The 23,843-nt window shown below is 68.9% G+C and carries 21 protein-coding genes; 8 read left to right on the top strand and 13 right to left on the bottom strand.

What is annotated here, in order from left to right:
- Positions 1-36: 36 nt before the first annotated feature.
- Both TMO_RS13840 and TMO_RS13835 read right to left on the bottom strand, forming a co-directional pair.
- Entirely contained in the window at positions 37-408 is a 372-nt protein-coding gene (locus tag TMO_RS13840) for a tellurite resistance TerB family protein (protein ID WP_014746260.1), read from the bottom strand.
- Between the two features lie 82 nt (positions 409-490).
- On the bottom strand, positions 491-3,454 hold the full coding sequence (locus tag TMO_RS13835; RefSeq protein WP_014746259.1) for an ATP-dependent DNA helicase: 2,964 nt from the start codon (positions 3,452-3,454) through the stop codon (positions 491-493).
- Between the two features lie 214 nt (positions 3,455-3,668).
- Between TMO_RS13835 and TMO_RS13830 the strand changes: the two genes are divergently transcribed.
- The 3 genes from TMO_RS13830 (at position 3,669) to TMO_RS13820 (ending at position 6,258) form a co-directional block, all read left to right on the top strand.
- On the top strand, positions 3,669-5,255 hold the full coding sequence (locus tag TMO_RS13830) for a lysine--tRNA ligase (protein ID WP_041606371.1): 1,587 nt from the start codon (positions 3,669-3,671) through the stop codon (positions 5,253-5,255).
- A gap of 167 nt (positions 5,256-5,422) precedes the next feature.
- Positions 5,423-5,743: a DUF1778 domain-containing protein gene (locus TMO_RS13825; protein WP_014746257.1), complete on the top strand. Its 321-nt coding sequence runs from the start codon at positions 5,423-5,425 to the stop codon at positions 5,741-5,743.
- The gene (locus TMO_RS13820; RefSeq protein ID WP_041604972.1) at positions 5,731-6,258 is read left to right on the top strand and encodes a GNAT family N-acetyltransferase; all 528 of its coding nucleotides are present in this window, start codon (positions 5,731-5,733) and stop codon (positions 6,256-6,258) included. Before TMO_RS13825 ends, TMO_RS13820 begins: the two co-directional genes overlap by 13 nt.
- Here TMO_RS13820 and TMO_RS13815 read toward each other — a convergent pair.
- The 8 genes from TMO_RS13815 to gcvA form a co-directional block, all read right to left on the bottom strand.
- Positions 6,251-7,420 (bottom strand): hypothetical protein, encoded by a 1,170-nt coding sequence (locus TMO_RS13815; protein WP_145978137.1) that lies wholly within the window; start codon positions 7,418-7,420, stop codon positions 6,251-6,253. The genes TMO_RS13820 and TMO_RS13815 overlap by 8 nt on opposite strands.
- Before the next feature lie 127 nt (positions 7,421-7,547).
- A complete protein-coding gene (locus TMO_RS13810; protein WP_145978136.1) occupies positions 7,548-9,308 on the bottom strand; it encodes a sensor histidine kinase in 1,761 nt (586 codons plus the stop codon).
- A gap of 14 nt (positions 9,309-9,322) precedes the next feature.
- Positions 9,323-9,928 (bottom strand): LuxR C-terminal-related transcriptional regulator, encoded by a 606-nt coding sequence (locus TMO_RS13805; RefSeq protein WP_014746253.1) that lies wholly within the window; start codon positions 9,926-9,928, stop codon positions 9,323-9,325.
- 86 nt (positions 9,929-10,014) lie between these two features.
- A complete protein-coding gene (locus TMO_RS13800; protein WP_014746252.1) occupies positions 10,015-10,851 on the bottom strand; it encodes a metal ABC transporter permease in 837 nt (278 codons plus the stop codon).
- Positions 10,848-11,708: a metal ABC transporter permease gene (locus TMO_RS13795; protein ID WP_014746251.1), complete on the bottom strand. Its 861-nt coding sequence runs from the start codon at positions 11,706-11,708 to the stop codon at positions 10,848-10,850. The genes TMO_RS13800 and TMO_RS13795 overlap by 4 nt, the downstream gene beginning before the upstream one ends.
- The gene (locus TMO_RS13790) at positions 11,705-12,619 is read right to left on the bottom strand and encodes a manganese/iron ABC transporter ATP-binding protein (protein ID WP_014746250.1); all 915 of its coding nucleotides are present in this window, start codon (positions 12,617-12,619) and stop codon (positions 11,705-11,707) included. The genes TMO_RS13795 and TMO_RS13790 overlap by 4 nt, the downstream gene beginning before the upstream one ends.
- A 20-nt stretch (positions 12,620-12,639) precedes the next feature.
- Complete coding sequence (locus TMO_RS13785; protein ID WP_322111267.1) at positions 12,640-13,497, bottom strand: metal ABC transporter substrate-binding protein; 858 nt, start codon at positions 13,495-13,497, stop codon at positions 12,640-12,642.
- A gap of 138 nt (positions 13,498-13,635) precedes the next feature.
- Positions 13,636-14,571 carry a transcriptional regulator GcvA gene (gene gcvA, locus TMO_RS13780; RefSeq protein ID WP_014746248.1) on the bottom strand — a complete coding sequence of 312 codons (936 nt, stop codon included), beginning with the start codon at positions 14,569-14,571 and terminating at the stop codon, positions 13,636-13,638.
- Positions 14,572-14,749: 178 nt separating this feature from the next.
- Here gcvA and TMO_RS13775 point away from each other — a divergent pair, with 178 nt between their 5' ends.
- Genes TMO_RS13775 through TMO_RS13755 form a run of 5 tightly spaced genes read left to right on the top strand, consistent with a single transcriptional unit; the run spans position 14,750 to position 19,931 of the window.
- On the top strand, positions 14,750-16,300 hold the full coding sequence (locus tag TMO_RS13775) for an amidohydrolase family protein (protein WP_014746247.1): 1,551 nt from the start codon (positions 14,750-14,752) through the stop codon (positions 16,298-16,300).
- 5 nt (positions 16,301-16,305) lie between these two features.
- The gene (locus tag TMO_RS13770) at positions 16,306-17,409 is read left to right on the top strand and encodes an ABC transporter substrate-binding protein (protein WP_014746246.1); all 1,104 of its coding nucleotides are present in this window, start codon (positions 16,306-16,308) and stop codon (positions 17,407-17,409) included.
- Positions 17,410-17,425: 16 nt separating this feature from the next.
- The gene (locus TMO_RS13765) at positions 17,426-18,274 is read left to right on the top strand and encodes an ABC transporter permease (RefSeq protein ID WP_014746245.1); all 849 of its coding nucleotides are present in this window, start codon (positions 17,426-17,428) and stop codon (positions 18,272-18,274) included.
- On the top strand, positions 18,271-19,080 hold the full coding sequence (locus tag TMO_RS13760) for an ABC transporter permease (RefSeq protein WP_051045385.1): 810 nt from the start codon (positions 18,271-18,273) through the stop codon (positions 19,078-19,080). Before TMO_RS13765 ends, TMO_RS13760 begins: the two co-directional genes overlap by 4 nt.
- Positions 19,080-19,931, top strand: coding sequence for an ABC transporter ATP-binding protein (locus tag TMO_RS13755; protein WP_014746243.1), 852 nt, complete (start codon positions 19,080-19,082; stop codon positions 19,929-19,931). The genes TMO_RS13760 and TMO_RS13755 overlap by 1 nt, the downstream gene beginning before the upstream one ends.
- A gap of 25 nt (positions 19,932-19,956) precedes the next feature.
- On the opposite strand, the gene TMO_RS13750 is transcribed toward TMO_RS13755, so the two are convergent.
- From TMO_RS13750 to TMO_RS13740, 3 genes are read right to left on the bottom strand one after another with little or no spacing between them, the layout of a single operon-like run.
- Positions 19,957-21,714: a M14 family zinc carboxypeptidase gene (locus TMO_RS13750; protein WP_014746242.1), complete on the bottom strand. Its 1,758-nt coding sequence runs from the start codon at positions 21,712-21,714 to the stop codon at positions 19,957-19,959.
- 37 nt (positions 21,715-21,751) lie between these two features.
- Entirely contained in the window at positions 21,752-22,597 is an 846-nt protein-coding gene (locus TMO_RS13745) for an ABC transporter permease (RefSeq protein WP_014746241.1), read from the bottom strand.
- A 12-nt stretch (positions 22,598-22,609) separates the two neighbouring features.
- Positions 22,610-23,533, bottom strand: a complete 924-nt coding sequence (locus TMO_RS13740) for an ABC transporter permease (protein ID WP_014746240.1) — start codon at positions 23,531-23,533, stop codon at positions 22,610-22,612.
- Between the last annotated feature and the right edge of the window lie 310 nt (positions 23,534-23,843).

Here is a 23,843-nt window from a genome sequence, read left to right as displayed (position 1 = left end):
TCGGGGCGGGGTGGTTTCGTTCACCGGCTCTGCCGATCAGAGATGGGCATAGCGGGCGCGGACGCCGCGCTCGATCGCAGCCGCGATCAGGCGGTCGATGTTCAGATGATGGCGCAGGATTTCGAGCAGGCGCATCACCTCCTGGCTGACCGAGCCGTTGGCGGCGGCCACTTCGCAGGCCAGCGCATAGGCGGTCTCGCGCAGCTTCGCCGGCAGGTCGGCTGCCAGATGGTCGAGAACGGCATCCAGCCCGTCCTCGTTCTGGAGCATGCCGACGCAATCCGATGCGATGGCGGGCAGCGTGGTCGCGTCGAAATCGCGGAACACGGGCAGGCCCTGCACCGTGTCGCCGATCGCCTTCATCTCGAAATCGGTCATCTCGCGATCGGCGGCGGAGATCAGAACCATGGTGTGGATCAATGCGGAGTGATGAGCAGCCATTTACCGTCAACCGTCGAGGGGCGGGAGATGCGATGAGGAGGTGGTGTCGTCAGCCGGAGATGTCGTCCGGGCGCCGGTTGTCCTGTTGCCGGTCGCCCGGTTGCCGGGTGCCCGGCACCGCCGGTCCCCGATTGTTACCGGAAGCCTCGGGCAGGGGCAAGCCGGCCCCGTCCCGCCGGTCCCGATCCTGGCCGGCTTGCGGGTGCAGAAAGGCACGGGTGCGACGGATTGCCTCGGCGATGCCGACCCGTTCCACCGTCACGCCTTCGGGGAAGGCGGTGGTCAGCCTTGTTGGCAGGGCACCGTCCAGCAGCACGAAGACGCCGCGATCCTCCCGCGCCCGGATCAGCCGGCCGAAGGCCTGGCGCAGCCGCAGCCGGACGATGGCGTCGTCGTAATGGCTGCCGCCGAAGGCGAGCCGCCGGGCCCGGTGCAGAATGTCGGGCCGCGGCCAGGGCACCCGGTCGGCCACCAGCAGGCGCAGCGACCGCCCGGGCACGTCGACGCCGTCGCGCACCGCATCGGTGCCCAGCAGGCAGCTTTCTTCCTCGGCGCGGAAGATGTCGACCAGGGTGGCGGTGTCCAGCGGATCGACATGCTGGGCGTAAAGGGACACCCCCGCCTCTTCCAGCGCCGCCGCGATCCGGTCGTGCACGACGCGCAGCCGGCGCACGGCGGTGAACAGGCCGAGCGCGCCGCCCTCTGCCGCCAGAAACAGTTCGCGATAGGCGGCCGAGATCTGGTCGGCCGAGGACCGGCGCAGATCGGTCACCACCAGGGCCAGTGCCGAGGCGCCGTAGTCGAAGGGCGAGGGCAGGCTCAACGTCTGCGGCGTGCCGGGAATGTGGCGAGCGCCCGAGCGGGTGAAGGCCGTCCGCCAGTCCAGACCGTCGCGGGTTTCCGCCGTGGCTGGCGGGTCGCCGTCGCCGTCGGGCGCCGTCGCTTTGGCCCGGGCGGGCAGCCGTCCGCCGGTCAGGGTGGCGGATGTCACCAGCAGGCCGCGGGCGCGTTCGCCGAACACCCGCGCGAAGGGCAGCATCGGGTCGATCCAGCGCCGCTTCAGCGCCACATCGACATCACGGCCGAAGGCGCGGTCGATCGCCAGCCAGTCGACATGATGGGCGGGCGGGCCCTCTTCCACCGCACCCAGCATCTCGCGCCAGGATTTGACCAGGCCTGCGGCGCGGCGGCTGATCGCCCGGGCGGTGGCATCGATCCGCGCCCGGTCCCCCGGCTCCAGCGTGTCGGCCTCTTCATCCAGCATGCCGGCCAGCGCTTCCGACAGCCGGCCGAGCGGCACTTCCAGCAGGCGGAGTGCGGCTTCAAGCTCTGTGGCTGCCACGATGAAATCGGGGGCCGGCGGGGCGACCGGCGCCTCCAGCCCATAGGGCGCATCGGCATCGCCGGCGGCACGGGCAAGCACGGTGCCGCGGGCGCGGGCCAGGAACACCTCGAACGGCCCCTCGGGCAGGCCGTCTTCCAGCCGCTGGCGCCAGCCCTCGGCCGGCAGGGCGCGGGCGGCGCGCATCGCCTCGGCCAGCGCCTCTTCCGCAGCCGGGCGGCCGGCGACCAGATCGCCCACCCGGTCGCGCAGGCCGCGGGCACGGCTGCGGCGCTGGGTCTCGCGGCCGGCGATCCAGCGGCGCAGCTCCTCGCCCTCGCGGCCCGACAGGTCGACGGCGAAAGCGGCATCGGCCGCGTCGAACAGGTGATGGCCCTCGTCGAAGACGAAGCGGTCGGGGCCGTATTGATCATCGCCGCCGGTGGCCGCCTGAACCATCACCAGGGCATGATTGGCAACCACGATCCGCGCGCGGCGCGAGCGGCGCTGCGCGCGTTCGATGAAGCAGCGGCGATAGTGCTCGCAGGCGGAATAGATGCACTCGCCCCGATGATCGGTGAGATCCAGCGTCGCCCGCCGGCCGACCAGTTCCGACAACCAGCCCGGGAAATCGCCGCCATAGAGCGCACCGTCGCGGGTGGCGCCGATCCAGCGGGCGGTCAGCACCAGCCCCGCCCGGTCGGGGCCGGTATCGGTGCGGCGCATGGCCTCCTGATAGTTCAGCAGGCAGAGATAGTTCTCGCGGCCCTTGCGCACCACCACGCGCCGCGCCTTCTCGTCCGGATCGGGATAGAGCCGGTCGAGTTCGTCGTCGATCTGCTTCTGCAGGTTCTTGGTATAAGTGCTGATCCAGACCGTGCCGCCATTCTTCTCGGCCCAGAGGCTGGAGGGGGCGATATAGCCGAGCGTCTTGCCGGTGCCGGTGCCGGCTTCGGCCAGCACCAGGGCCGGGCCCTGGCCTTCATGGCGGGCGGCGAAGGTCAGGCTGGCATGCATGGCATAGCGGCGCTGTTCCGGGCGCGGCTCGGCGCCGGCGCCGGTCAGCCGCTCCAGCCGCTGCACCGCCTCTTCGGGCAGCACGCCAAGCTGGGTGGGACGGCCTTCGGGCGGCTGTTCCTGCCATTCGGGCAGCCGTCCCCAGACCCTCAGCCCCCAGCTGTCGGCGGGCGGCACCGCGCCCGAGGCCTGGATCAGCGGCCGGGCCCAGATCCAGCCGGCCTGCGCCGCCTCGTGCAGCAGGGCGGCGGGTTCCGGCAGGCGCAGCTTGATCGAGGCGACCTTGAGCAGCCGGCGGGCGATGGCACGGATGCAGGCGATCTCGCCCGCGGGATCGGCGCCGGGCAGCTCCACGTCCAGCGCCGCGGCAAGGCCGCGCGCGGTGGGCGGCGGGGTTTCCGCCGGGTTGATGAAGGCGAAAAGTTCCAGCAGGTCGAAGGCTTCGAGCTGGACGGGGTCCAACCCCAGCCGTCGCGCCGTCGCCGGCTTGTGGATCACCAGCGGCTGATGATCGTGCCAGGCGGTCGCCACCCGGTCGGGACGCAGCGCCCGCGAGGTCTCGCCCGGCCGCGCGCTCCAATAGCCGCGGCCGCGACGCGCGACCAGGACGGGCGCGTTCAGCGGGTCGGTGCGGGCGGGATCGAGACCCCGGAAGGCGTCGTCTTGGGCTGGCATCGGGGTCCGGTCGCGGGGCTCGTTCGTCAGGGATGATGGCTGCGATCGCGCGGGCGTGCCCGTAGGTTATAGGGGTTGTTCGCGTCTTGTACCAGTTCGGCCATGCAGATGAAGCCGGCCTTGTATGAGATCGGCTCGATTGACCCTTGCCGCCGCTGCGCATACCTTCGCCGCGTTCCCATCCATCAACCCCTTCGCAGGGATGCGTCCCATCATGACCGTCGATCGCCGTCTCGCGGCCGAGGCCAAGGCCTGGCCGTTCAAGGAAGCCCAGGATCTGGCAAAGCGGCTGGACGGAAAACTGCCCGCGAAGGGCTATGTGCTGTTCGAGACCGGCTACGGCCCTTCGGGCCTGCCTCATATCGGCACCTTCGGCGAGGTGGCCCGCACTACCATGGTGCGCCGGGCCTTCGAGCAGCTGACCGGCATGCCCACCAAGCTGATCGCCTTTTCCGACGATATGGACGGGCTGCGCAAGGTTCCGGACAATATTCCGAACCAGGAACTGGTGCGCGGTGCGCTGGGCAAGCCGCTGACCGCGGTGCCGGACCCCTTCGGCACCCATGCGAGCTTCGGCGCCCACAACAACGCCCGGCTGCGCGCCTTCCTCGACGCTTTCGGCTTCGATTACGAGTTCCGCTCGGCGACCGACTGCTACCGCGCGGGCGCCTTCGACGATGCGCTGCGCCGGGTGCTGGAGCGCTATGACGAGATCATGAAGGTCATGCTGCCGACGCTGGGCGAGGAACGGCAGAAGACCTACAGCCCGATCCTGCCGGTCAGCCCCTCGACCGGCCGGGTGCTGCAGGTGCCGATCCTGTCTTATGACGCCGCCGCCGCCACCATCGTCTTCCAGGACGAGGACGGCACGACGGTGGAGCAGCCGGTGACCGGTGGCCGGGCCAAACTGCAGTGGAAGGCCGATTGGGCGATGCGCTGGGTGGCGCTCGACGTCGACTACGAGATGTACGGCAAGGATCTGATCCCCTCGGCCGAGCTGTCGGGCAAGATCGCCCGCATCCTGGGCGGCCGCCAGCCGAACGGCTTTGCCTATGAACTGTTCCTCGATGCCGAGGGCCAGAAGATCTCGAAGTCGAAGGGTAACGGGCTCAGCATCGAAGACTGGCTGCGCTATGGCTCGCCCGAAAGCCTGTCGCTGTTCATGTTCCAGCAGCCCAAGCGCGCCAAGCGGCTGTATTTCGATGTGATCCCGCGGGCGGTGGACGATTATTATGCCCATCTCCGCGGCTTCCACGCCGCGGATGAGCCGGCGAAGACGCTGGAGAACCCGGCCTGGCACATCCATGGCGGCAACCCGCCGGCGGGCGAGCCGCCGGTCGGCTTCTCGATGCTGCTCAACCTGGCCAGCGCCTGCAATGCCGAGGACAAGTCGGTGCTGTGGGGCTTCATCACCCGCTACGCCCCCGAGGCGACGCCCGAAACCCAGCCCGATCTGGACCGGCTGGTCGGCTATGCGGTGAACTATTACCAGGATTTCGTGAAGCCGCAGAAGCGCTACAAGCTGCCGGATGCGGCCGAGCGCGCGGCGATCGAGGCCCTGGCGGCAAGGCTCGGCGACCTGCCGGCCGACGCCACCGCCGAGGCGATCCAGGACGAGGTCTACGAGGTGGGCAAGGCCCATGGCTTCGAGAACCTGCGCGCCTGGTTCAAGCTGCTCTACGAAGTGCTGCTCGGCCAGGAACAGGGCCCGCGCATGGGCTCGTTCATCCAGCTCTACGGCCGGCCCGAGACCATCCGCCTGATCGAGGACGCCCTGGCCGGCAAATTCGCTACCGCCTGACCGCGGGGACGGAGATCCGCAAGCGACGGGCCGGACGGGGTGACCTGTCCGGCCCTTCTTCGCCAACACCTTGACAGCTGCGGCTTCAGCGTCTTGGTGAGCGGCGTATTGACGATGTAGATACGCCGAGCCATATTCGGATCATGACCAGGATCCGCAGACCCGCCATGCATGATGCTCCGGATGCCTTCGCGACCACAGTTGCGGAGCGTGGCGCTGCGCCGGATGCCAAGGCCAGCATCAATCTCAGGATTGATGCCGGAACCCGGCAGCTTATCGACGAGGCAGCGCAGGCACTGGGCAAGACCCGCACCGAGTTCATGGTCGAAAGTGCCCGCAGTCTCGCCATTGACGTGATCCTCGACCAGCGGCTCTTTCTGCTCGATCCGGCGCGTTACGACGCCTTTCTGCAGGTGCTCGACAATCCCCCCGCGCCCGGACCGAAGCTCCGCAAACTCGTCAAGCGGACACCGGCATGGGAGAAATAGGCGGCGAGATCGAGGGTGGAGAGGCGCTGACCTCTCCCCAGCCCCTCAGCCCTGAGCATGATTTATCAACTTTTAGTTGCGGGACGCCTGAGCTGGATGCCTGGCTGCGGCATCGTGCCCTCCGCAACGAAGGCCGTTTCTCAAGAACCTATGTGATGTGCCGCGGCCGGAAGGTGGTTGGCTATTACTGCATTTCAGCGGGGGCTCTCGGGCGTGCTGCCGTTCCCGGCAAGCTGCGTCGGAATGCCCCCGACATGATACCTGTGTCGGTCATCGGCCGTCTGGCGGTCAGCCTGGATCACGCCGGGCAGGGCCTCGGCGCCGATCTGTTGTTGGACGCGTTTGGTCGTATCGCCGCCGCATCTCGCACCCTTGGCATAAGTGCCGTGCTCGTACAGGCGAAGGACGAACGCGCCAGGCGCTTCTACCTGAACTGCGCTGATTTCATCGAGTACCCGGAAGAAAGCCGCCTGCTCCTGCTTCCGATCGAGACGGTCATCGCGGCCTTCAGCTGACGCTGACTGGAACTGTCGGAGAGGCTGAGGAGGGCAACTCGTCCACCTCTTTGATCGCCAGCCGGAAACTCTCCACCGGCCGCCCGAAACAGCGTGGTGCAGGGGGTTCGAAGCCGATGCCGGTCATCAGGGTTTCGACCTCGGCGAGGTTGGCGTCGTCGATGACGAACCAGTCGCGGGCGGCGAGGTCGGTGCGGCCCTGGCGGTGGATGGCGTGGTGCAGGGTCATGGCCTCGGCGAAGCAGCCGAAGACCACGCCGCGCGACAGGGTGAGCTTGCGCCACGACAAGGCGCCCAGCACATAGCGCAGCCCCGGGGCATGGCCGTTGCCGGCATCCTGGCGCACCACCACCGCCGTCTGGCGTTCGTAAACCGCCTGATCCAGATTGGCCGGCTCGGCCACATCCACCACCAGCAGGCGGCGGCCGGGGCGGCGTAGCATGGCGATGCCCTCAGCCGTCAGCTTCGACGCGTCGTTATGGGTGCAGGCCACGACCGCGTCCACCCGGCCCACCCGATCGAGATCGGTGGTGGTGGCGATGCCGAACTCCGCGGCGGTCTCGGCCAGGGCGGCCGGGTTGGCGCCATAGCCGACGACCTCGAAACCGTCGCCGACCAGCCGGCGGGTGATCATCCGGCCCAGAATGCCATAGGGGCAGATCACCATCACCCGTGCCCGGCCGGGGGCGAGATCCGCCCGCGACAGGGCGGCGCGGACGTCGCGGATCAGCAGGCTGGAGGTGCCGTTGTCGCCGATGGTGAAGACCAGGTTGGGGAACATCTCTTTCAGCGCCCGGCCGTCGCGGCCGAACAGCCGCTTGGTGGAGGCGGCGAGCAGCACCGTGCGGGCACCGCGGGCCTCTGCCCACTGGCAGGCGGCGATGAAGCGGTCGCGGGCCTCGCGGCGGCCGTCCCTGGTCATCATCTCGGCCGCCGTGACATAGATGCCGCGCACCCGGCCGGCGACACCGTCCAGATGCATGCGCGGCCCGTTGGCATGGCCCAATACCGGCGCCTTGCGGCCGAAGAAGCGCCGCCGGTCGGCCTCGTCCCGCAGATTGGTGATGAACACCACGTCGACCTCGGGTCGTCCGGTTGCGATCCGCAGCCAGCCCTGCCAGTCCGCAAGGGCCACCATTCCCCGCCAGATGTCACTCAGCATCGTTCTCGTCCCCGTCTGTCCCGCAACGCCCGTCGCGTCGTCATGGCGGCAGACTAGGCCGCGGGGCCGGGGGCGATGAATACGCTCAGGCGCGTAATTCGCGGGGGGCGGGCGCGGTTTTCGCGGCTCAGCGGGGCTTGCGAGGGATGCTGATCGTGAACACGCTGCCCCGCCCGGGGCGCGCGCGGATGTCGAGCCCGAAGCCGGACTGGGCCGACAGCCGCTGCACGATGTGCAGGCCGAGCCCGAAGCCCTCGGCCCCGGCCTGGCCGCCGCCCTGGACGAAGGGGGCGAGCAGGCGGTCGCGCTCTGCCGGGCTGATACCCGGCCCGTCGTCATGGATCTCGATCGACAGGAAACCCGGCCGGTGGCGCACCCCGGCCACCACGCGGCTGCGGCCATAGCGCAGCGCATTGCCGATCAGATTGTCGAGGATCCGGGTCAGCACCAGCTGCGAGGCCTCGACCCGGGCGGTCGTCGGCACCATGCGAAGCCGCATCCGCCGCGCCGCGGCCTGGGGGCGGTGGCGTTCGGCCAGATCCTCGAACACCTCGGCGAGATCCAGCGGCAGCACGGCGGGTGCGCGCCGGGCCCCCTGGATCAGCTCGTCGATCATCAGCCGGGTGAGGTCGAGCGCCCGGTCGATATGCGCCCGGATCCGGCGGTTGTCCTCGTCGTCGCGCATGGCGGTGAGGGCCAGGCGGATCGATTGCAGGGGTTGGGCGAGATCGTGGCCCGAGGCGGCGAGTTGCAGCTGCCGGTCATGAGCGATGCGCAGCGCCTGGTATTTCCCGGCCTCGGCGCGGGCGAGTTCCTCGGCATCGATCAGCCGCAGCCGCAGCGCCGTTTCGGCCTGTGCCCGCGCCACCCGCAGCCGGTCGGCCAGCGCGCCGGCGAAACAGGCGGCCTCGATCAGATAGCCGAGCTTGGGATAGAGGAAAACATCGCCCCCGGGCAGCGGAACCCCGCCGACCACCCCGGCCCCGAAGGCGAGATTCACGAACAGCACCAGCGCGGCGGCACCAGCCAGGAAGAAGCGGGCACCGGCCACCCCGTCCCGCACCGCCCCCAGACCTGCGATCAGCAGCAGGGGCGTGTAGAGCACCGAGAGCGCGAAGAGCGGCGCCAGCGTTCCGGTCAGGAAGAAGACCGCGAAGCCCGCCGGCACCGCCGCCACGATCAGGAGCATGGCCCGGCGCAGAAGTGGCGCGCGCCGGCGCAGATCGAGCAGACGGATGGTGAAGGCGAGATGGGCGAGCTGCACCCCGCCCATGAACAGGATCGGTGCCACCTGGTTCCAGCCCGGCGCCTCCGGCCAGAGATACATGAAGCCATAGCCGCCGATCTGGGCCAGGAAGGCGAGCACCATGCCGCAGGTCGCGACATAGAGCAGGTATTCCGGGCTGCGCAGGGCGAAGAAATGCAGCAGCGCCACCAGGATCATCGCCACGAACAGGCCAAGCAGCACACCGTCGAGCAGATGCCGCGTCGCCTGCCAGTGGTCGTAATCCGCGGCCGTGCGGAGCCTGAGCTGAAGGGGGGTGTCGGCATGCAGCCGGTAGCCGATCACCAGGGTCGAGATGCCGGGCGGAAGCTGCACGGGCATGGCCAGCATCGGTGCCGCGATCGGGCGGGTGGCGAAGCCGCTGTCGGGGGTCTGGACCAGCAGCAGGCGGCTTTCCCCGTCATGGTCGAGCCGGACGATCAGCGCTTCGGCATCGGCAACCCCGAAGCTCAGCACGAAATCTCCCGCCGCCGCCTCCCCCGCCGCCGCCGTCTCGACCGGCAGGGCGGTCCAGCGCAGCGGCCCGGTTGCGGGCGAGGCGATGGCAGCGGCGGCGAAGACGAGCGGCAGCAGGCCCGGGATCATCGTCAGCAGCCGTAGCATCCCGGCCGCCACGGTCAGATCAGCCCCAGTTCGGCGGCGCGGTTGATCGCCTGGGCGGCGCTGCCGACGCCGAGCTTGCGGAACAGGTTCTCGCGATGTTTGGCGATGGTCCGGTCCGACAGGTTGAAGCGGGCGGCGATCTCGGCATTGCTCAATCCCTGGCAGACCAGCCGCAACACCTGGTATTCGCGCTGGGTGAGCGACAGCGCCTCTGCCCCGGCCGCGATCCCCTCGCGGATCGCCTGGGGCAGCACCTGCCGGCCGGCGGCGACCGCCTCCAGCGCCTTCAGCAGGGTTTCGGCATCGCCCGCCTTGGGCAGCACGGCATCGGCGCCCGCCGCGACCAGCCTTGCATGCAGCACGCCCGAGGTGGTGCCGGTCAGGATCACGATCCTGAGCGCCGGAAACCGCTTCTTCAGCCAGGCGGTCACCGCGGTGATCTCGGCCCCCGGCATCTGATAGTCCAGCACCGCCAGATCGGGGGCATGGGTCTGGACCAGCCGGCCGATCTCGCTCCCCGATGCCGTCTCGCAGACGATGCGATGCGGGGTGCGCGCCTCGATCAGCATGCGGATGCCATCGCGGAAGATCTCGTGATCATCGGCGAGAAGAAGCTTCATGCGCGCGCCGCACCCCGGGTCCTGGCCGCGGCACCGGGCGGGCCGCACGATGCCCAGAATAGCCGGGCGCCGCAGACGGCGCCATGTCAGCCGCGTGCCGCGATCGCCGCCCGTTGACCCGATATGGCGAAGGCCACCACGAAGCCGGCCGCCAGCAGCAGCACGATGGTCGGTGCCGGGGCCGCATCGATGTAGAAGGCGGCGATGAGGCCCGCTGCCGAGGCGCCGGCGGCCACCGCCACGGCGACCAGCAGCATCCGCCCCAGGCTGCGGGTGACGAGCAGGGCGATGGCGCCCGGGGCGATCAGCAGGGCGATCACCAGGATGATGCCGACGGCGGCCAGGGCGCCGACCACCGTTGCCGAAATCAGGCAGAGCAGGCCGTAGTGCAGAAGCCGGGTCGGCAGCCCGACTGCGCGTGCCTGCACCGGATCGAAGGCATGAAGCTGCAGGTCGCGCCATTTGACGGCGATCGCCGCGGTGGTCACCAGTGCGATCCCGCCGGTGAGCAGGATGTCGGCACGCGCGACCCCCAGCATGTCGCCGAACAGGATGTGGTCCAGATGCACATCCGGGCGGATCCAGACATAGAGCACCAGCCCCGCGCCGAACATGCCCGAATAGACCACGCCCATCACCGTATCAGGTTTGACGCGCGAATGGTCGCGGATATAGCCGGTCCCCACCGCACAGGCGAGGCCGGCGACAAAGGCGCCCGCGACATAGGGCAGGCCCAGGGCGTAGGAGATCACCACCCCCGGCAGGACGGCATGGGAGATGGCATCGCCCAGCAACGACCAGCCCTTCAGCACCAGAAAGCAGGACAGCAGTGCCGCCGGCACCGCCACCAGCAGCGAGATGATCAGGGCATCCGCCATGAAGGCGAAGCGGAAGGGGGTGATCAGGGCGTCGATCGGGTTCATGCGACCGATCCTCCCTCCGGCGAGGCGCGGTGGCGCCGGGCGGCGATCAGCCCATGGCGCGGGGCGGCGACGAAGGCGGCGAGAAACACCAGGGTCTGCAGCACCACGATAATTCCGCCGGTGGCGCCGTCCAGGAAATAGCTGACATAGGCGCCGGCCAGGCTGGTGAGCGATCCGATCAGGCCGGCGATGATCAGCAGCCTTGGGAAGCGGTCGGTGAGCAGGAAGGCGGTTGCACCGGGTGCCACCACCAGGGAGATCACCAGAAAGGCGCCGACCGTCTGGAGGGCGGCCACGGTTGCGGCGGCGAGCAGGGTAAAGAAGATGAGTTTCAGGCGGGTGACCGCCAGCCCGACGGAGCGGGCATGGACCTCGTCGAAGAACACCACCATCAGGTCCTTCCAGGTCACCGCCAGCACGGCCAGGGTGACGGCCGAGATCAACACGAGCTGAAGGGTGTCTGCCGGCGTCACCGCCAGGATGTTGCCGAGCACGATCGCCTGGACGTCCACGGGCACCGGCGAGACCGAGACCATGAACAGGCCGAGGCCGAAGAAGGCCGAGAAGATCAGCCCGATCACCGCATCTTCTTTCAGGCGGCTGCGGCGGCGGATGAACAGCATCGCGCCGGCCGCGAGCCCGCCGGCCAGGAAGGCCCCGAGCGAGAAGGGCAGGCCGATCATCCAGGCGCCGGCCACGCCCGGCACGATGGCATGGGACAGCGCATCGCCGATCAGCGACCAGCCCTTCAGCATCAGATAGCAGGAGAGCAGGCCGCAGACCCCGCCGACCAGGGCCGAGACCCAGATCGCGTTGACCATGTAGTCATAGGCGAAAGGTTCGAGCAGCAGGCTCATCGCGGCACCTCCACATCCCCCGAGCCATCACGTCGGGTGGCGGCGCGGCCGCCGCGCAGCAGCAGCGGCCGCTCGTCATCGGTGATCACGCCCAGCGACCCGCCGTCGGCACCGGCCGCTTCCAGCACCACATGACGGAGCGCGCCGCCGAAGGCCGCTTCCAGATTGCGGCGGGTGAAGACTTCGGCCGTCGGCCCAGCGGCCAGGACCGTGCCCTTCACCAGCACGCAGCGGTCGCAGAATTCGGGCACGCTGCCCAGATTATGGGTCGAGACCAGCATCACCCGGCCTTCGTCGCGCAGGGCTTCGAGCAGGGCGATGATCTGGTCTTCGGTGCCGACATCCACCCCGGTCATGGGTTCGTCGAGCAGGATGACCCGGGCATCCTGGGCGATGGCGCGGGCCAGGAAGACCCGCTTCTTCTGCCCGCCCGACAACTCGCCGATCTGGCGGCGGCGGAAGGCGGTCATGCCGACCCGATCGAGTGCGGCCGCGACGGCGGCATGATCGCGCGGGCGTGCCCGGCGCATCAGCCCCATATGGCCGTAGCGGCCCATCATGACCACGTCCTCCACCAGCACCGGGAAGGTCCAGTCGACCTCCTCGCTCTGCGGCACATAGGCGACCAGATTGGCCTTGAGCGCCTGGGCGGCAGGCCGGCCCAGAATGCTGATCCGCCCGCCTCGCGGCCGGATCAGCCCCATGATCGCCTTGAACAGGGTCGATTTGCCGGCACCGTTGACGCCGACCAGCGCGGTGATGCTGCCGGGCGGGATCCGGAAGCCGGCATCGCGGAGCGCGGTCAGGCCGTTGCGATAGGTAACGGTGACGCCCTCGACCTCGATACCGGCGACGGTTTCGGGGAACCGGGCGCGGGCGCGGGCGGCGGTGCGGGGAAAGGACAGGGTCATCGCACGGGCATCCTGTCGGATCAGGGACGGGAGAGTTCGTCGGCGATGCGGCCGGCGGTGACGCGAAGCAGGTCCAGATAGGTCGGCACCGGCCCGTCGGCGTCGGTCAGCGTGTCGACATAAAGCACGCCGCCATAGCGCGCGCCTGTCTCGCGGGCGACCTGCCGGGCCGGATCGGGCGAGACGGTGCTTTCCGAGAACACCACCGGGATCTGATGCTCGCGCACGGTGTCGATCACCCGGCGAACCTGCTGGGGCGTGCCCTGACCATCGGCATTGATCGGCCAGATCCAGGCTTCTTTCAGCCCGAAATCGCGGGCGAGATAAGAGAAGGCGCCTTCGCTCGTCACCAGCCAGCGCCGGTCCGGCGGCAGGGCCGCCAGCCGTTCGCGGATCGGTGCCGCCACCGCATCGATCCGGGCCGTATAGGCGGCGGCATTGGCGGCATAGGTTGCGGCATGGCCCGGATCGGCGGCCGAGAGGGCGTCGCGGATATTGGCGACATAGATCTTCGCCGCCTCGGGCGACATCCAGGCATGCGGGTTGGGCTTGCCCTCATAGGGGCCCTCGGTGATGCCGATCGGGCTGATGCCGTCCGAGACGGTCGCGGCCGGCACCTCGCCCAGGTTGCGCAGGAATTTCTCGAACCAGAGTTCGAGGTTGAGCCCGTTGCGTAGCACCAGCCCCGCCCCCAGGGCCCGACGGATGTCGCCGGGGGTGGGGCTGTAGGTGTGGATATCGGCACCGGGCTTCGTGATCGACACGACCTCGGCCGCATCGCCCGCGACATTGGCGGCGATGTCGGCGATCACCGTGAAGGTGGTCAGCACCTTCAGCTTATCCGCCGCCTGCGCCGGCAGGGCCGCGGCGCCGGACATTACGAGGGCGAGCAGAACGGCGGCGATGGAACGCATGCCCATGGCGGGGCCTCATCAGAGAATGATACTCATTCTCAGATCTACGCTTCGCCGCAAGATTTGCAAGTTAGAATTATTCTTAAATTATCCAATACTGTGTCACAGGGTGGCGCAGTGCGCGACCAGCCAGCCTGCAAAAGCCTGAACCGGTGGGCGATCCAGCCGTTCGGGCGGGCAGACGAACCAGTAGGCGAAGTCGACCGGCACCGCGCCGCCGAAGGGTCGGACCAGGCGGCCGGCGGCGAGGTCGGCCTCGGCGAGGCGAAGCCGGGTCAGGGCCACACCCTGGCCGGCGATCGCGGCCTCGATCGCCAGGTTCGACTGGTCGAAGCGCGGGCCGCGGGTGGCGTCGATGTCCCGGATGCCGGCTGCACGCAGCCACATCCGCCAGTCGGGGCAGCCGGGATCGTCCCTGAGTTCATCGTCATGAAGCAGGACGCGGCCGGCCAGGCGGCGGGGATGGTCCAGCGGTTCAGGCCCGTCGATCAGAGTGGGGGCGCAGACCGGCACCACCCGCTCGGTCATCAGCCGCGTGACATGCATGCCGGGATATTGTCCCGCACCGTAGCGCACCGCGCAGTCCGCTTCCTCGCGGGCAAAGTCCACCAGAGCCATCGAAGCGGCGACCGACAGCCCCACGCCGGGATGGCTGGCGGAGAAGTCGGCCAGTCGGGGGACAAGCCATTTGGCGGCGAAGGCCGGGGGCACCGAGACCCGGACCGTGGCGGCATCCGCCGCTTCGCCCAATCGGGCAAGGGTTTCGACCATGGTTTCAAAGGCACGTGCCAGGCCGGGCAGCAGATCGCGTCCGTCCTCCGTCAGCTGAAGGCTGCGGCCGACCCTGCGGAAGAGCGGCCGGCCCAGATGGGCTTCCAGCTGGCGGATCTGCTGGCCGACGGCGGCAGGTGTGACGAACAGCTCGTCCGCCGCCGCCGTGAAGCTGAGCTGGCGGGCGGCAACGACGAAGGCCCTGAGGGACGTCAGCGGTGGCAGGCGCCGCAGGCTCGCACCGGATACGGCAGACGGGGTGGTCATGGCGCAGCTCTCCGTTGATTGGCGGTTGATTGGCGGTCTTCCGGCAATTCACGGCACTCTGGAAATTCACGAGGCTTGGGCGTTGAAAGCCTGATTTTGCCGTTCTGGGAAGAATATCTAATTTTTCTACAGAAAATATAGACTGTTTAATGGAGGCATCACCAAGGAGGCCCTGTCCATGACCTTTTCATCTCCGACCCCCCGGTCGTCCAGGCCGTCTGGCCGCAGAATTTCGCCCGCGGAGCGTTCACCCTCGGCGAAGATCCGCGACCTGCTCGACCATCCCGTGATCGACACCGACCTGCACACCGTCGAATACGGCCCGCTGGTCGAGGCCTATATCGACGACATCGGCGGCGCCCGCGCGGTCGACGCCTGGCGCGCGGCGCTGGTCCGCGGCTTCGGCCAGCTCGGCAATGACTGGTATGCCCTCACCCCCGACGAGCGCCGCGACCGTGCCGCACCACGGCCGCCGTGGTGGGCTCTGCCGTCGGAAAACACGCTCGATCTTGCCACGGTATCCATCCCGCGGCTGCTGCACGAGCGGCTGGGTGAAAGCGGTACCGATTTTGCGGTGCTCTATCCCAACATCTCGACCTTTGCGGTTCATATCGGTGATCCGGAGCTGCGCCGGGTGATCATCCGCGCGGTGAACACCTACAATGCCGATGTCTTCCGCCCCTATGCCGACCGGCTGACCCCGGTGGCGGCGATCCCGCTGCATACACCGGAGGAGGGGATCGAGGAACTGGAGTTCGCGGTCAACACGCTCGGCCTCAAGGTCGCGCTGATCCCGGGCAATCTGCGCCGGCCGATCCCGGAACTCGCCCGCCGCTATCCCCGCGATGCCTTCCCGGATCTCGTCCGCTATACCACCTGGCTCGACACTTTCGGCGTCGATTCGGCCCATGACTATGATCCGTTCTGGGCGAAGGCGGTGGAGCTGAAGGTTCCGCTGACCACCCATTCGATCGGCATGGGCTGGACCAGCCGGTCGTCCTGGTCGAACTACATGTACAACCATATCGGCCATTTCGCCTCCGCGTCGGAAGCGCTCGCCAAATCACTCTTCTTCGCTGGCGTCACCCGCCGTTTCCCTGATCTGCGGCTGGGGCTGCTGGAAGGCGGGGCGGGCTTCGCATCGTCGCTCTATGCCGATCTGGTCGGCCACTGGGAAAAGCGCGGGGCCCCCTTCATCGGCCGCTACGATCCCGACCGGCTGGATGCGGATCTGCTCCACGATCTTTACCTGCTTCATGCCGACGGGCCGGTGCTGGAGCGGCTGGGCTCGGCTCAGGATCTGGCAGAGGTCGCGTTCGGCGCCAATCAGGCCCGTCGCATTCCCCAGGACCGCAACGCGCTCGACGACTTCGCCGCGGCCGGCATCGAGCGGATCGAGGATATCCGCGACCGCTTCGTGCCGAACTTCTATTTCGGCTCCGAGGCCGACGACCCGACCGTGGCCCATGCCTTCAACACCCGCGTCAATCCGCTGGGCGTGGAGCTGAATGCGTTCTGGGCCTCGGACAGCGGCCATTGGGACGTGCCGGATCTGCGCCTGGTTCTGGCCGAGACCTGGGATCTGGTCGAGCGCGGGACCCTGACCGAGGCCAATTTCCGCAGTCTGGTGTTTGAAAACCCCTATCGCTTCTATGCCGGAACCAACCCCGCCTTCTTCCGCGGCACCGCGGTTGAAGAGGTGCTGAACCGGCAGGCGGCGGCGGAATGACGGGCATGCGCCGCCGTCCTGCCGGGCCGAAGCTGGCCGCGATCCTCGCGGTCGGCTTCGGCCTCCTCACCGCCTTTGTCACAACGACGCCCGCCCGGGCCGAACCGGTCGAGGTCCGGATCGGCTTCGCTCAGATCGGTGTCGGCAACCGGGAATACGGCAGCGGCAACACGCTGGCCGTGGTTCATGCCGGGGATTATCTCCGCGACGCCTTTCCAGAGGGAGAGGTCCGGCTCCGCTGGTCGTTCTTCAAGGGTGCCGGCCCTGCGGTGAACGAGGCGATCGCCAACGGTCAGCTCGACTTCGCCCTCCAGGGCGACCTGCCGTCGATCGTGGGGCGGGCCAACGGGCTCGAAACCCGGATCATCGCCGCCAGCGGCATCCGGTCCAATCTCTACCTCGCCGCCACGCCCGCTTCGGGCATCACGTCGGTCGAGGATCTGCGAGGCCGCAAGGTGGCACAGTTCCGTGGCACCAACCTCCAGCTCGCCACGGACAAGGTGCTGGCGGCCCATGGTCTGGGGGAGCGTGACGTGAAGTTCATCAACATGGACTTCCCGACCGCGACGGCCGCACTGGCGACCGGTGATATCGATGCCGCCTTTGGTCAGGCGGATTTCCTGGGGCTGGAGGAGAAGGGCATCGCCCGGATCGTCTACAACACCAAGGGTGACGATCCGGCCTTCACCCGCCATGCCCATCTGCTGGTGACCCGGGCTTTCGAGGCGAAACACCCCGAGATCGTCCAGAAGATCGTGACCGGCCTGGTGCGCGCCGCCGCCTGGGCGTCGGACGAGGCCAATCGCGAGGAACTGTTTCGGATCTGGGGTCTGTCGGGCGTGCCGGTCGGCATCTTCCGCGCCGATTTCGACGGCACCCCGCTTGCCGAACGCTCCAACCCGCGTCTCGACGCCTTTCTTTTCGCCCGCTACGCCGATCAGGCCGAGGCCGCCCGCAAGCACGGACTGATTCGCCGCCCGGTCGATATCGAGGGCTGGTTCGAGCCTCACTATGTCGAGACGGCGATCCGTGACCTGGGCATCGATGCCGACCGGCTCTGGCCGCGACACGATGCCACCGGTGCGGTGATCGCCGGGGGCGGCTCATGACCGGCGGAGACAGCTCATGTCGATCGAAACCGAATACGGCACGGTCATTCACCCGGCGGTACCGGCCGCCCGCACCCGCCGGCAGCACGGTGCAAGTCTGTTCGGCACGGTCCTTCAGCCGCTCACCGGCCTGATTCTGCCTGCAGTCGGACTGCTGGTCTGGCAGGTCGGTTCCGCCATCGGGCTGGTGCCGATCCAGATCCTGCCCGAGCCGGGCTTCGTGCTCGACACGGCCCGGCAGCTGATTGCCGATGGCGAGCTTGGCCACCACACCGCGGTCAGCCTGACCCGGGTCGCAGCCGGCTTCACCCTGGGCAGTCTCGCGGGCCTCGTGCTCGGCGCCCTGATGGGTCTGTCGGAGGGGCTGCGGCGGCTGGTGGAGCCGTTGTTCCTGGCCATTGCCCAGGTACCGGCCCTGGGCTGGCTGCCGCTGCTCATGCTGGCCGTGGGTATCGGTGAGCCCATGACCGTCATCGTGATCGCCAAGGCGGCCATGGTGCCGGTGGCGCTCAACACCCTCGACGGCATCCGGGCCGTGCCGGCGGGCTTTCTGGATCTCGGCCGGGTGCTGGGCTTCGGTCCGCTGCGCAGCCTCACACGTGTCGTGCTGCCGGCGGCGGTGCCATCCGTCTTCACCGGCATCCGCAGCGGCCTCGGCCACGCCTGGGCGGCGCTGGTGGCGGTGGAGCTGCTCGCCTCCTCGGAAGGCCTCGGCTACCTGATGGTCTGGGGGCGCCAGCTTTTCCAGCTCGATATGGTCCTGGTGGCGATGGCCGAGGTCGGCCTGATCGGGCTGGTGCTCGATCGCATGCTCGGCCTGATCCAGCGCCGCCTGGACCGCTGGAAGATCGGGACCGGGTCATGAGGGGCCTGATCCTGCCGGTACTCCTGCTCGTCCTCTGGGACCTGGCGACACGAACCGTGTTTGCCGGCCATCCCCTGCTGCCGGCCCCGGCGGCGGTGGTCGGGGCGTTCCTTGCAGCCGCCGGTGACGGTAGTCTGGCACGGGATCTGTCGGCGACACTCGCCCGTGATCTCGGCGGTTTTGCGATCGCGGTGGCCATCGGCCTGCCGCTCGGGACATGGCTGGGGCTGTCGCGTATCGCCGCCCGGCTGGTGGCGCCCGGCTTCGATGCCCTGCGCCAGATCGCCGTCTTCGCCTGGATCCCGCTGATCTCGATGTGGTTCGGCGTCGGCGAGGCGGCCAAGCTCGCCTTCATTGCCCTGGCGGCACTGGTGCCGGTGGTGCTCAACACCGCAAGCGGTGTCGCCGCCGTGCCGGCCAGGCATCTGGAAGTGGCCGCCGTGCTGCGCTTCGGCCCATTGCGGCGGTTCGGGTCGGTGATCCTGCCGGCCGCGGCACCGGCCATCGCCACCGGTCTGCATCAGGGCCTGATCTATGCCTGGCTCGGGACCATCGGTGCCGAATACTTCATGACGGTCGGCCCCGGCATCGGCGGGCTGATGAGCGGTGCCCGTGAACATATGCAGATGGAGGTGGTGATCCTGGGCGTGGTGCTGCTCGGCGCTCTCGGTACCGCACAGACCCTGCTTGCCCGGCGTCTGACCCGCCTGCTGACCCGACACCCGACCGGGGCCGTGAGCGGCCCATCCGTTTTCAGGAGCCCGTCCGTTTTCAGGAGCCCGTCCGTTTTCAGGAGGACGTCGTGATGTCCGAGACCCGTCCGATCGATTTTCCGTTCTTTGCCCTGCCCGATGCGGATCCCGCCGATGCTGCGGCGACTGCGCATCCGCCGGTCGTCGCGGCACGCGGCGCGGCGCTCGATCTCGACCGGGTCGGGCGGCGCTTCCCGCTCGATGGCCGCGAGGTCGAGGTGCTGTCGGGGATTTCGCTTGCGGCCGCCCCTGGCGAGACACTGGTCGTGGTCGGCGCCTCGGGCTGCGGCAAATCCACCCTGCTCCGGCTGATCCTGGGGCTCGACCGACCGGACACCGGCCGGATTCTCGTCGATGGACGGCTCGTGGACGGGCCCGATACCGATCGCGGCATCGTCTTCCAGGACCACCGACTGTTCCCGTGGACCAGGGTCGAGGACAATGTCGCCCATGCTCTGGTCGCACACAGCGTGCCGCGCCGGGAACGGCTGGCGCGGGCACGGGCGGAGCTGGCGCGTGTCGGGCTCTCCGCCCATGCCCGATCCTGGCCGGGGCAGCTGTCGGGCGGGCAGGCGCAGCGGGTGGCCCTGGCGCGGGCGCTGGTCGCGCGACCGCGCATCCTGCTGCTCGACGAACCCTTCGCGGCACTGGATGCCATCACCCGTCGTCGGCTGCAGGACGAGGTGGCCGGCATCATCCGGAGCGAAGGCCTGACGGCGGTGATGGTGACCCATGACGTCGACGAGGCGATCCGGATGGGCGACCGCATCGTGGTGATGCGGCCGCATCCGGGGCGGATCTCGCGCATCCTGACCACGGGCGAGGCCCGCGGCACGGGACCGGCTGCGGAGACCCGCCGCCGTCAGATCACCCGCCAGGTGCTGGACGATCTGGGTCTGCGATGAGGGGCCGGAATGACGGGGGGCGGCCTCAGTCGGCGCCGGTCATGATCTCCTGCCAGGCATCATAGGCCGCCAGCACCGCCCGGCTCTGGGCCTCATGGGCCAGGCGGAAGGCCGCGCCATAGACGGTTTCGTCGGGATATTCGGTGATCAGCGTGACCGCCGGCACCTGGGCCGGCTGTTCCGAGACCATGCAGGGGAAGCCGTCGATCATCTCGAAACCCAGCCGGCCGGCGTGGATTTCGTAAAGCGCGATCTGCCGGGCGTTGAGGGCGGCCAGTTCGGGCAGGTCGGCAAGTTCGGCGGTCACCCGGGTCAGCAGCCGGCGGGCGCGGTCTTCCCAGCCCGGATGATGGCGCAGGATCAGGAAGAAGCCCTTGGGCACCGTCCACATCTCGAAACCGCGCGGCACATAGCCGGTCAGCGGCCGGGTCCATTCATGGGACGGGTAGCCGTGCAGGTTGAGATGCAGGTCGGCACCGGTCCGCGCCCGTGCCTCCACCCGGATCGCAGCCTCGTAGAGCGGCCCGGTCTGGCCACGATACTCGAGGTCGTCGCCGAGTGCGGTGTAGCGCGCCGCATGATGCATATGGTCGGGCTGGCTTCGGGTCAGCCGGCGGTGCATGGCATAGCCGTCGGGGTTCTCGACCGGGGCGATGGTGAAATGCGCGGTCGGGCGATCGGCGAGCAGGGCGGCGGCACGGATCGCACCGGCGACGCCCGAGACCTCGTTGGCGTGCTGGCCGCCGCTGATCATCACCGGATGATCGCTGCCCTGGCGATGGCGGGCGAGCACCGGCCGGCCCGCGCGCGAGCCGGCGACGAAGACCTCGCCGCCGATCCGGTCGAGTTCGGCCCTGATCTGAGCCATGCCGAAGGGGGCTTCGGCCTCGTGCAGCGGCTGGTCGGGCCAGTCGGCCTCGCCGCTATCCAGCGGCCGGGTCTCGATGACCAGCCGGACCAGCCCGTCAGAGCCGCGGATCTCGGGCAGGATCCGGCCGGGCTGAAGGTCGCGGGCGCCGATCGGCCGGCCGGACCGGCGCTGGAAATGTTCCAGCAGCGAGAAATACAGCTCCTCGTGCAGCGCCTCGTGCAGGCTGATCACCTCCTCGCCGACCGGCAGGCGCGTATCGGCGCCGGGCAGCTCGACGCGGATCTCAAGCGTCTCGAAGAAGGGTTCGTCCGCGCCCCAGTCCCAGGCCGCGATCACCGCCATGGCGCGGTGAAACAGCGCCTCGTAATCGGTTTCCAGCCGCTGGTCGATCCGCCGGCCATCGGGATGGGCCAGTTTCAGCCAGCCGGTCGGCGACAGCCGCATTTCGCCTGCATGATCTTCCGCCAGATGGTTGGGGGCGGGCAGGGTGAGGTCGGTGAGGCTGCCGTCGGCCGCTTCCAGCCGCAGCCGGTAGACGGGCATGGTGCCCGGCGCCACGGCTTCGGGCACCAGATCCAGCCGGGCATCGCCGATCATGCCGGCCAGCGGATAGGCCTCCAGCCGGAAGCGGTTCTCGCCCGCCTCGGGCACCACCGGATAGCCGAGGTCCACCCGGGTGAAGGGGCCTTTGGCGCGGGCGTCCTCGATGAAGAAGCCGATCAGCGGCTTGTAGGCCGGGTGCAGCCGGGCATCGATACCGGCCGCCCGGAACCGCGCCTCGGCGGCGCGGCGCTGGCCGGCATCCTCGAACAGCCAGGCATCCAGGCTGGCGCCCTGCCAGTCGGGGGTGGCGTAGGTGGCGAGCAGCCGGTCGAGGGTGCGCTCGAAGGTCTGGTCGATGAGCAGCGTCATGTCCGGCTCCGGAGAGGGCGGGAGAGCAGAAGGTGGATCAGGCCTGGGTACGGCCGGTGGGGTCCAGGCGGTCGCGCAGCCAGTCGCCCAGCAGGTTCAGGCCCAGGACGGTCAGCAGGATGGCGAGACCGGGGAAGACGCTGACCCACCAGGCGTTCTGCAGATAGGTGCGGCCGTCGGCGAGCATGCCGCCCCAGCTGGGAATGGTCGGGTCGACGCCGAGGCCCAGGAAGGTGAGCGAGCTTTCGAGCAGGATGTTGGTCGCGACGTTCAGGGTCATCAGCACCACCACCGGCCCCGCCAGATTGGGTAGCAGATGGATGAACAGGATCTTCACGTCCCGCACGCCGATCGCGCGCGCGGCATGGATGAATTCGCGATCGACCAGGGAAAGCACCGAGCCGCGGACCAGGCGGGCATACTGCACCCATTGGGCCGCGATCAGCAGGATGATGGTGTTGGTGAGCCCGCCGCCGACGATGGCGATGAAGGTGATGGCGAGCAGGATGAAGGGCAGCGCCAGCTGCACATCGGCGAAGCGCATCACCACCATGTCCCAGAAGCCGCGGTAATAGCCCGCGACCAGGCCCATCACCACGCCGATCACCACCGCGCCCACCACCGAGGTGAAGCCGACCAGCAGCGAGATCTTGCCGCCGGTGATCACCCGGGCGAGCACGTCGCGGCCGAGCGGATCGGTGCCGAGCGGATGGGCCCAGGTCTGGAAGGGCAGGGTCAGCCGGGCCATCAGGTTGATCTTCTCGCCGCCATCGGGGAAGAGCAGCGGCGAGAGCAGCACCGCGGCGGTCATGCCGCCGGCCAGCAGGAGGCCGAGGACCAGCTCCAGCTGCGGGCCGCTTTTATGCGTGCGGGCGCGTGCCATGGGTCTCGTCTCCTAGCGGGTGCGGATGCGCGGATCGACCAGGCCATAGGCGATGTCGACCAGCAGGTTGATCGCGACGATGAGCAGGGCGAGCACGGTGATCACCGCCTGCAGCACCGGATAGTCGCGCCCGGCGACGGCATCGAAGGCGAGCGTGCCGAGGCCCGGCCAGTTGAACACCCGCTCGATCACCACGATGCCGCCGAGCAGCCCGCCGAACTGGAGGCCGAAATAGGTGATCAGCGGAATGGCGCAGTTCCTGAGCGCATGCTTGTAGAGCACCTTGCTCTCGCTCAACCCTTTGGCACGGGCGACCTGGACATACTGGGCGCGGAGCGTTTCCAGCATGGCGGTGCGCACCAGGCGGACATTGGTCGCGGTCAGGATGATGCCCATGGTGACGGCGGGCATCACGAAGCTCAGGATCCCGTCCATGCCCGAGGGCGGCAGCCAGCGCAGCGTGATCGAGAAGACCAGCACCAGCATGATCGCCAGCCAGAAATTCGGGAAAGACAGGCCGGTCAGTGACAGGATGCGGATCACCTGATCGGCCGGCCGGCCACGATTGACCGCGGCATGGATGCCGAGCGGGATCGAGAGCGCGATCGAGACGATCATCGAGGTGAAGGCCAGCGCCAGCGTCGCCGGCAGCGCCTTGGAAACCAGCAGAGACACCGAGGTGCCGCCCAGGAAGCTGCGGCCCAGATCGCCGGTGACGAGGCCGGTGACGAAATCGAGATATTGTGACAGGAAGGGCTCGTTCAGGCCCAGCGCCTGGCGGATGTTGTCGAGATCCTCCTGGGTGACGCTGCCCGCCCCCTGCGCCAGCATCAGCGCCGGATCGCCGGTCAGGCGGATCGCGAAGGACACCGTCAGCGTCACGGCGAAGAGGACGAAGATCGCCTGCAACAGGCGCTTGAGGAGAAAGCCGGCCAAGGGTCAGCCTCCGGAGGATGGATCGACGAAAGACCCGCCGGACCCGAAGGCCCGGCAGATCCGCGATGGTACTTGTCGCCAGGCGCCGTGCTGCCCCGAAAGCCGGGTGCTTCGCGCCCCAGCCGCCATTGCGGCGGCGGCCAAGGGTGCGGAGCACCCGCCCGGCGAGGGCCAAACAGACTCTCGCCATTGCGGCGGCGGCCAAGGGTGCGGAGCACCCGCCCGGCGAGGGCCAAACAGACTCTCGCCATTGCGGCGGCGGCCAAGGGCGCGGTAGCGCCCGCCCGGCAAGTGCCCAGGCACAAGTCGT

Source organism: Tistrella mobilis KA081020-065 (assembly GCF_000264455.2).
Lineage (GTDB): Bacteria > Pseudomonadota > Alphaproteobacteria > Tistrellales > Tistrellaceae > Tistrella > Tistrella mobilis.
Note: the sequence above shows the minus strand (reverse complement) of the source record. Positions and strands in the feature narration are given on the sequence as shown.

Excerpts from the sequence above, each read along its gene's own strand:
- TMO_RS13840 (WP_014746260.1), bottom strand. The coding sequence starts at position 408 with ATGGTTCTGATCTCCGCCGCCGATCGCGAGATGACCGATTTCGAGATG.
- gcvA (WP_014746248.1), bottom strand. The coding sequence starts at position 14,571 with ATGACCACCCCGTCTGCCGTATCCGGTGCGAGCCTGCGGCGCCTGCCA.
- TMO_RS13835 (WP_014746259.1), bottom strand. The coding sequence starts at position 3,454 with ATGCCAGCCCAAGACGACGCCTTCCGGGGTCTCGATCCCGCCCGCACC.
- TMO_RS13765 (WP_014746245.1), top strand. The coding sequence starts at position 17,426 with ATGTCGATCGAAACCGAATACGGCACGGTCATTCACCCGGCGGTACCG.
- TMO_RS13825 (WP_014746257.1), top strand. The coding sequence starts at position 5,423 with ATGCATGATGCTCCGGATGCCTTCGCGACCACAGTTGCGGAGCGTGGC.
- TMO_RS13745 (WP_014746241.1), bottom strand. The coding sequence starts at position 22,597 with ATGGCACGCGCCCGCACGCATAAAAGCGGCCCGCAGCTGGAGCTGGTC.
- TMO_RS13760 (WP_051045385.1), top strand. The coding sequence starts at position 18,271 with ATGAGGGGCCTGATCCTGCCGGTACTCCTGCTCGTCCTCTGGGACCTG.
- TMO_RS13785 (WP_322111267.1), bottom strand. The coding sequence starts at position 13,497 with ATGTCCGGCGCCGCGGCCCTGCCGGCGCAGGCGGCGGATAAGCTGAAG.
- TMO_RS13800 (WP_014746252.1), bottom strand. The coding sequence starts at position 10,851 with ATGAACCCGATCGACGCCCTGATCACCCCCTTCCGCTTCGCCTTCATG.
- TMO_RS13770 (WP_014746246.1), top strand. The coding sequence starts at position 16,306 with ATGCGCCGCCGTCCTGCCGGGCCGAAGCTGGCCGCGATCCTCGCGGTC.
- TMO_RS13790 (WP_014746250.1), bottom strand. The coding sequence starts at position 12,619 with ATGACCCTGTCCTTTCCCCGCACCGCCGCCCGCGCCCGCGCCCGGTTC.
- TMO_RS13750 (WP_014746242.1), bottom strand. The coding sequence starts at position 21,714 with ATGACGCTGCTCATCGACCAGACCTTCGAGCGCACCCTCGACCGGCTG.
- TMO_RS13795 (WP_014746251.1), bottom strand. The coding sequence starts at position 11,708 with ATGAGCCTGCTGCTCGAACCTTTCGCCTATGACTACATGGTCAACGCG.
- TMO_RS13810 (WP_145978136.1), bottom strand. The coding sequence starts at position 9,308 with ATGCTACGGCTGCTGACGATGATCCCGGGCCTGCTGCCGCTCGTCTTC.
- TMO_RS13805 (WP_014746253.1), bottom strand. The coding sequence starts at position 9,928 with ATGAAGCTTCTTCTCGCCGATGATCACGAGATCTTCCGCGATGGCATC.
- TMO_RS13775 (WP_014746247.1), top strand. The coding sequence starts at position 14,750 with ATGACCTTTTCATCTCCGACCCCCCGGTCGTCCAGGCCGTCTGGCCGC.
- TMO_RS13755 (WP_014746243.1), top strand. The coding sequence starts at position 19,080 with ATGTCCGAGACCCGTCCGATCGATTTTCCGTTCTTTGCCCTGCCCGAT.
- TMO_RS13820 (WP_041604972.1), top strand. The coding sequence starts at position 5,731 with ATGGGAGAAATAGGCGGCGAGATCGAGGGTGGAGAGGCGCTGACCTCT.
- TMO_RS13815 (WP_145978137.1), bottom strand. The coding sequence starts at position 7,420 with ATGCTGAGTGACATCTGGCGGGGAATGGTGGCCCTTGCGGACTGGCAG.
- TMO_RS13830 (WP_041606371.1), top strand. The coding sequence starts at position 3,669 with ATGACCGTCGATCGCCGTCTCGCGGCCGAGGCCAAGGCCTGGCCGTTC.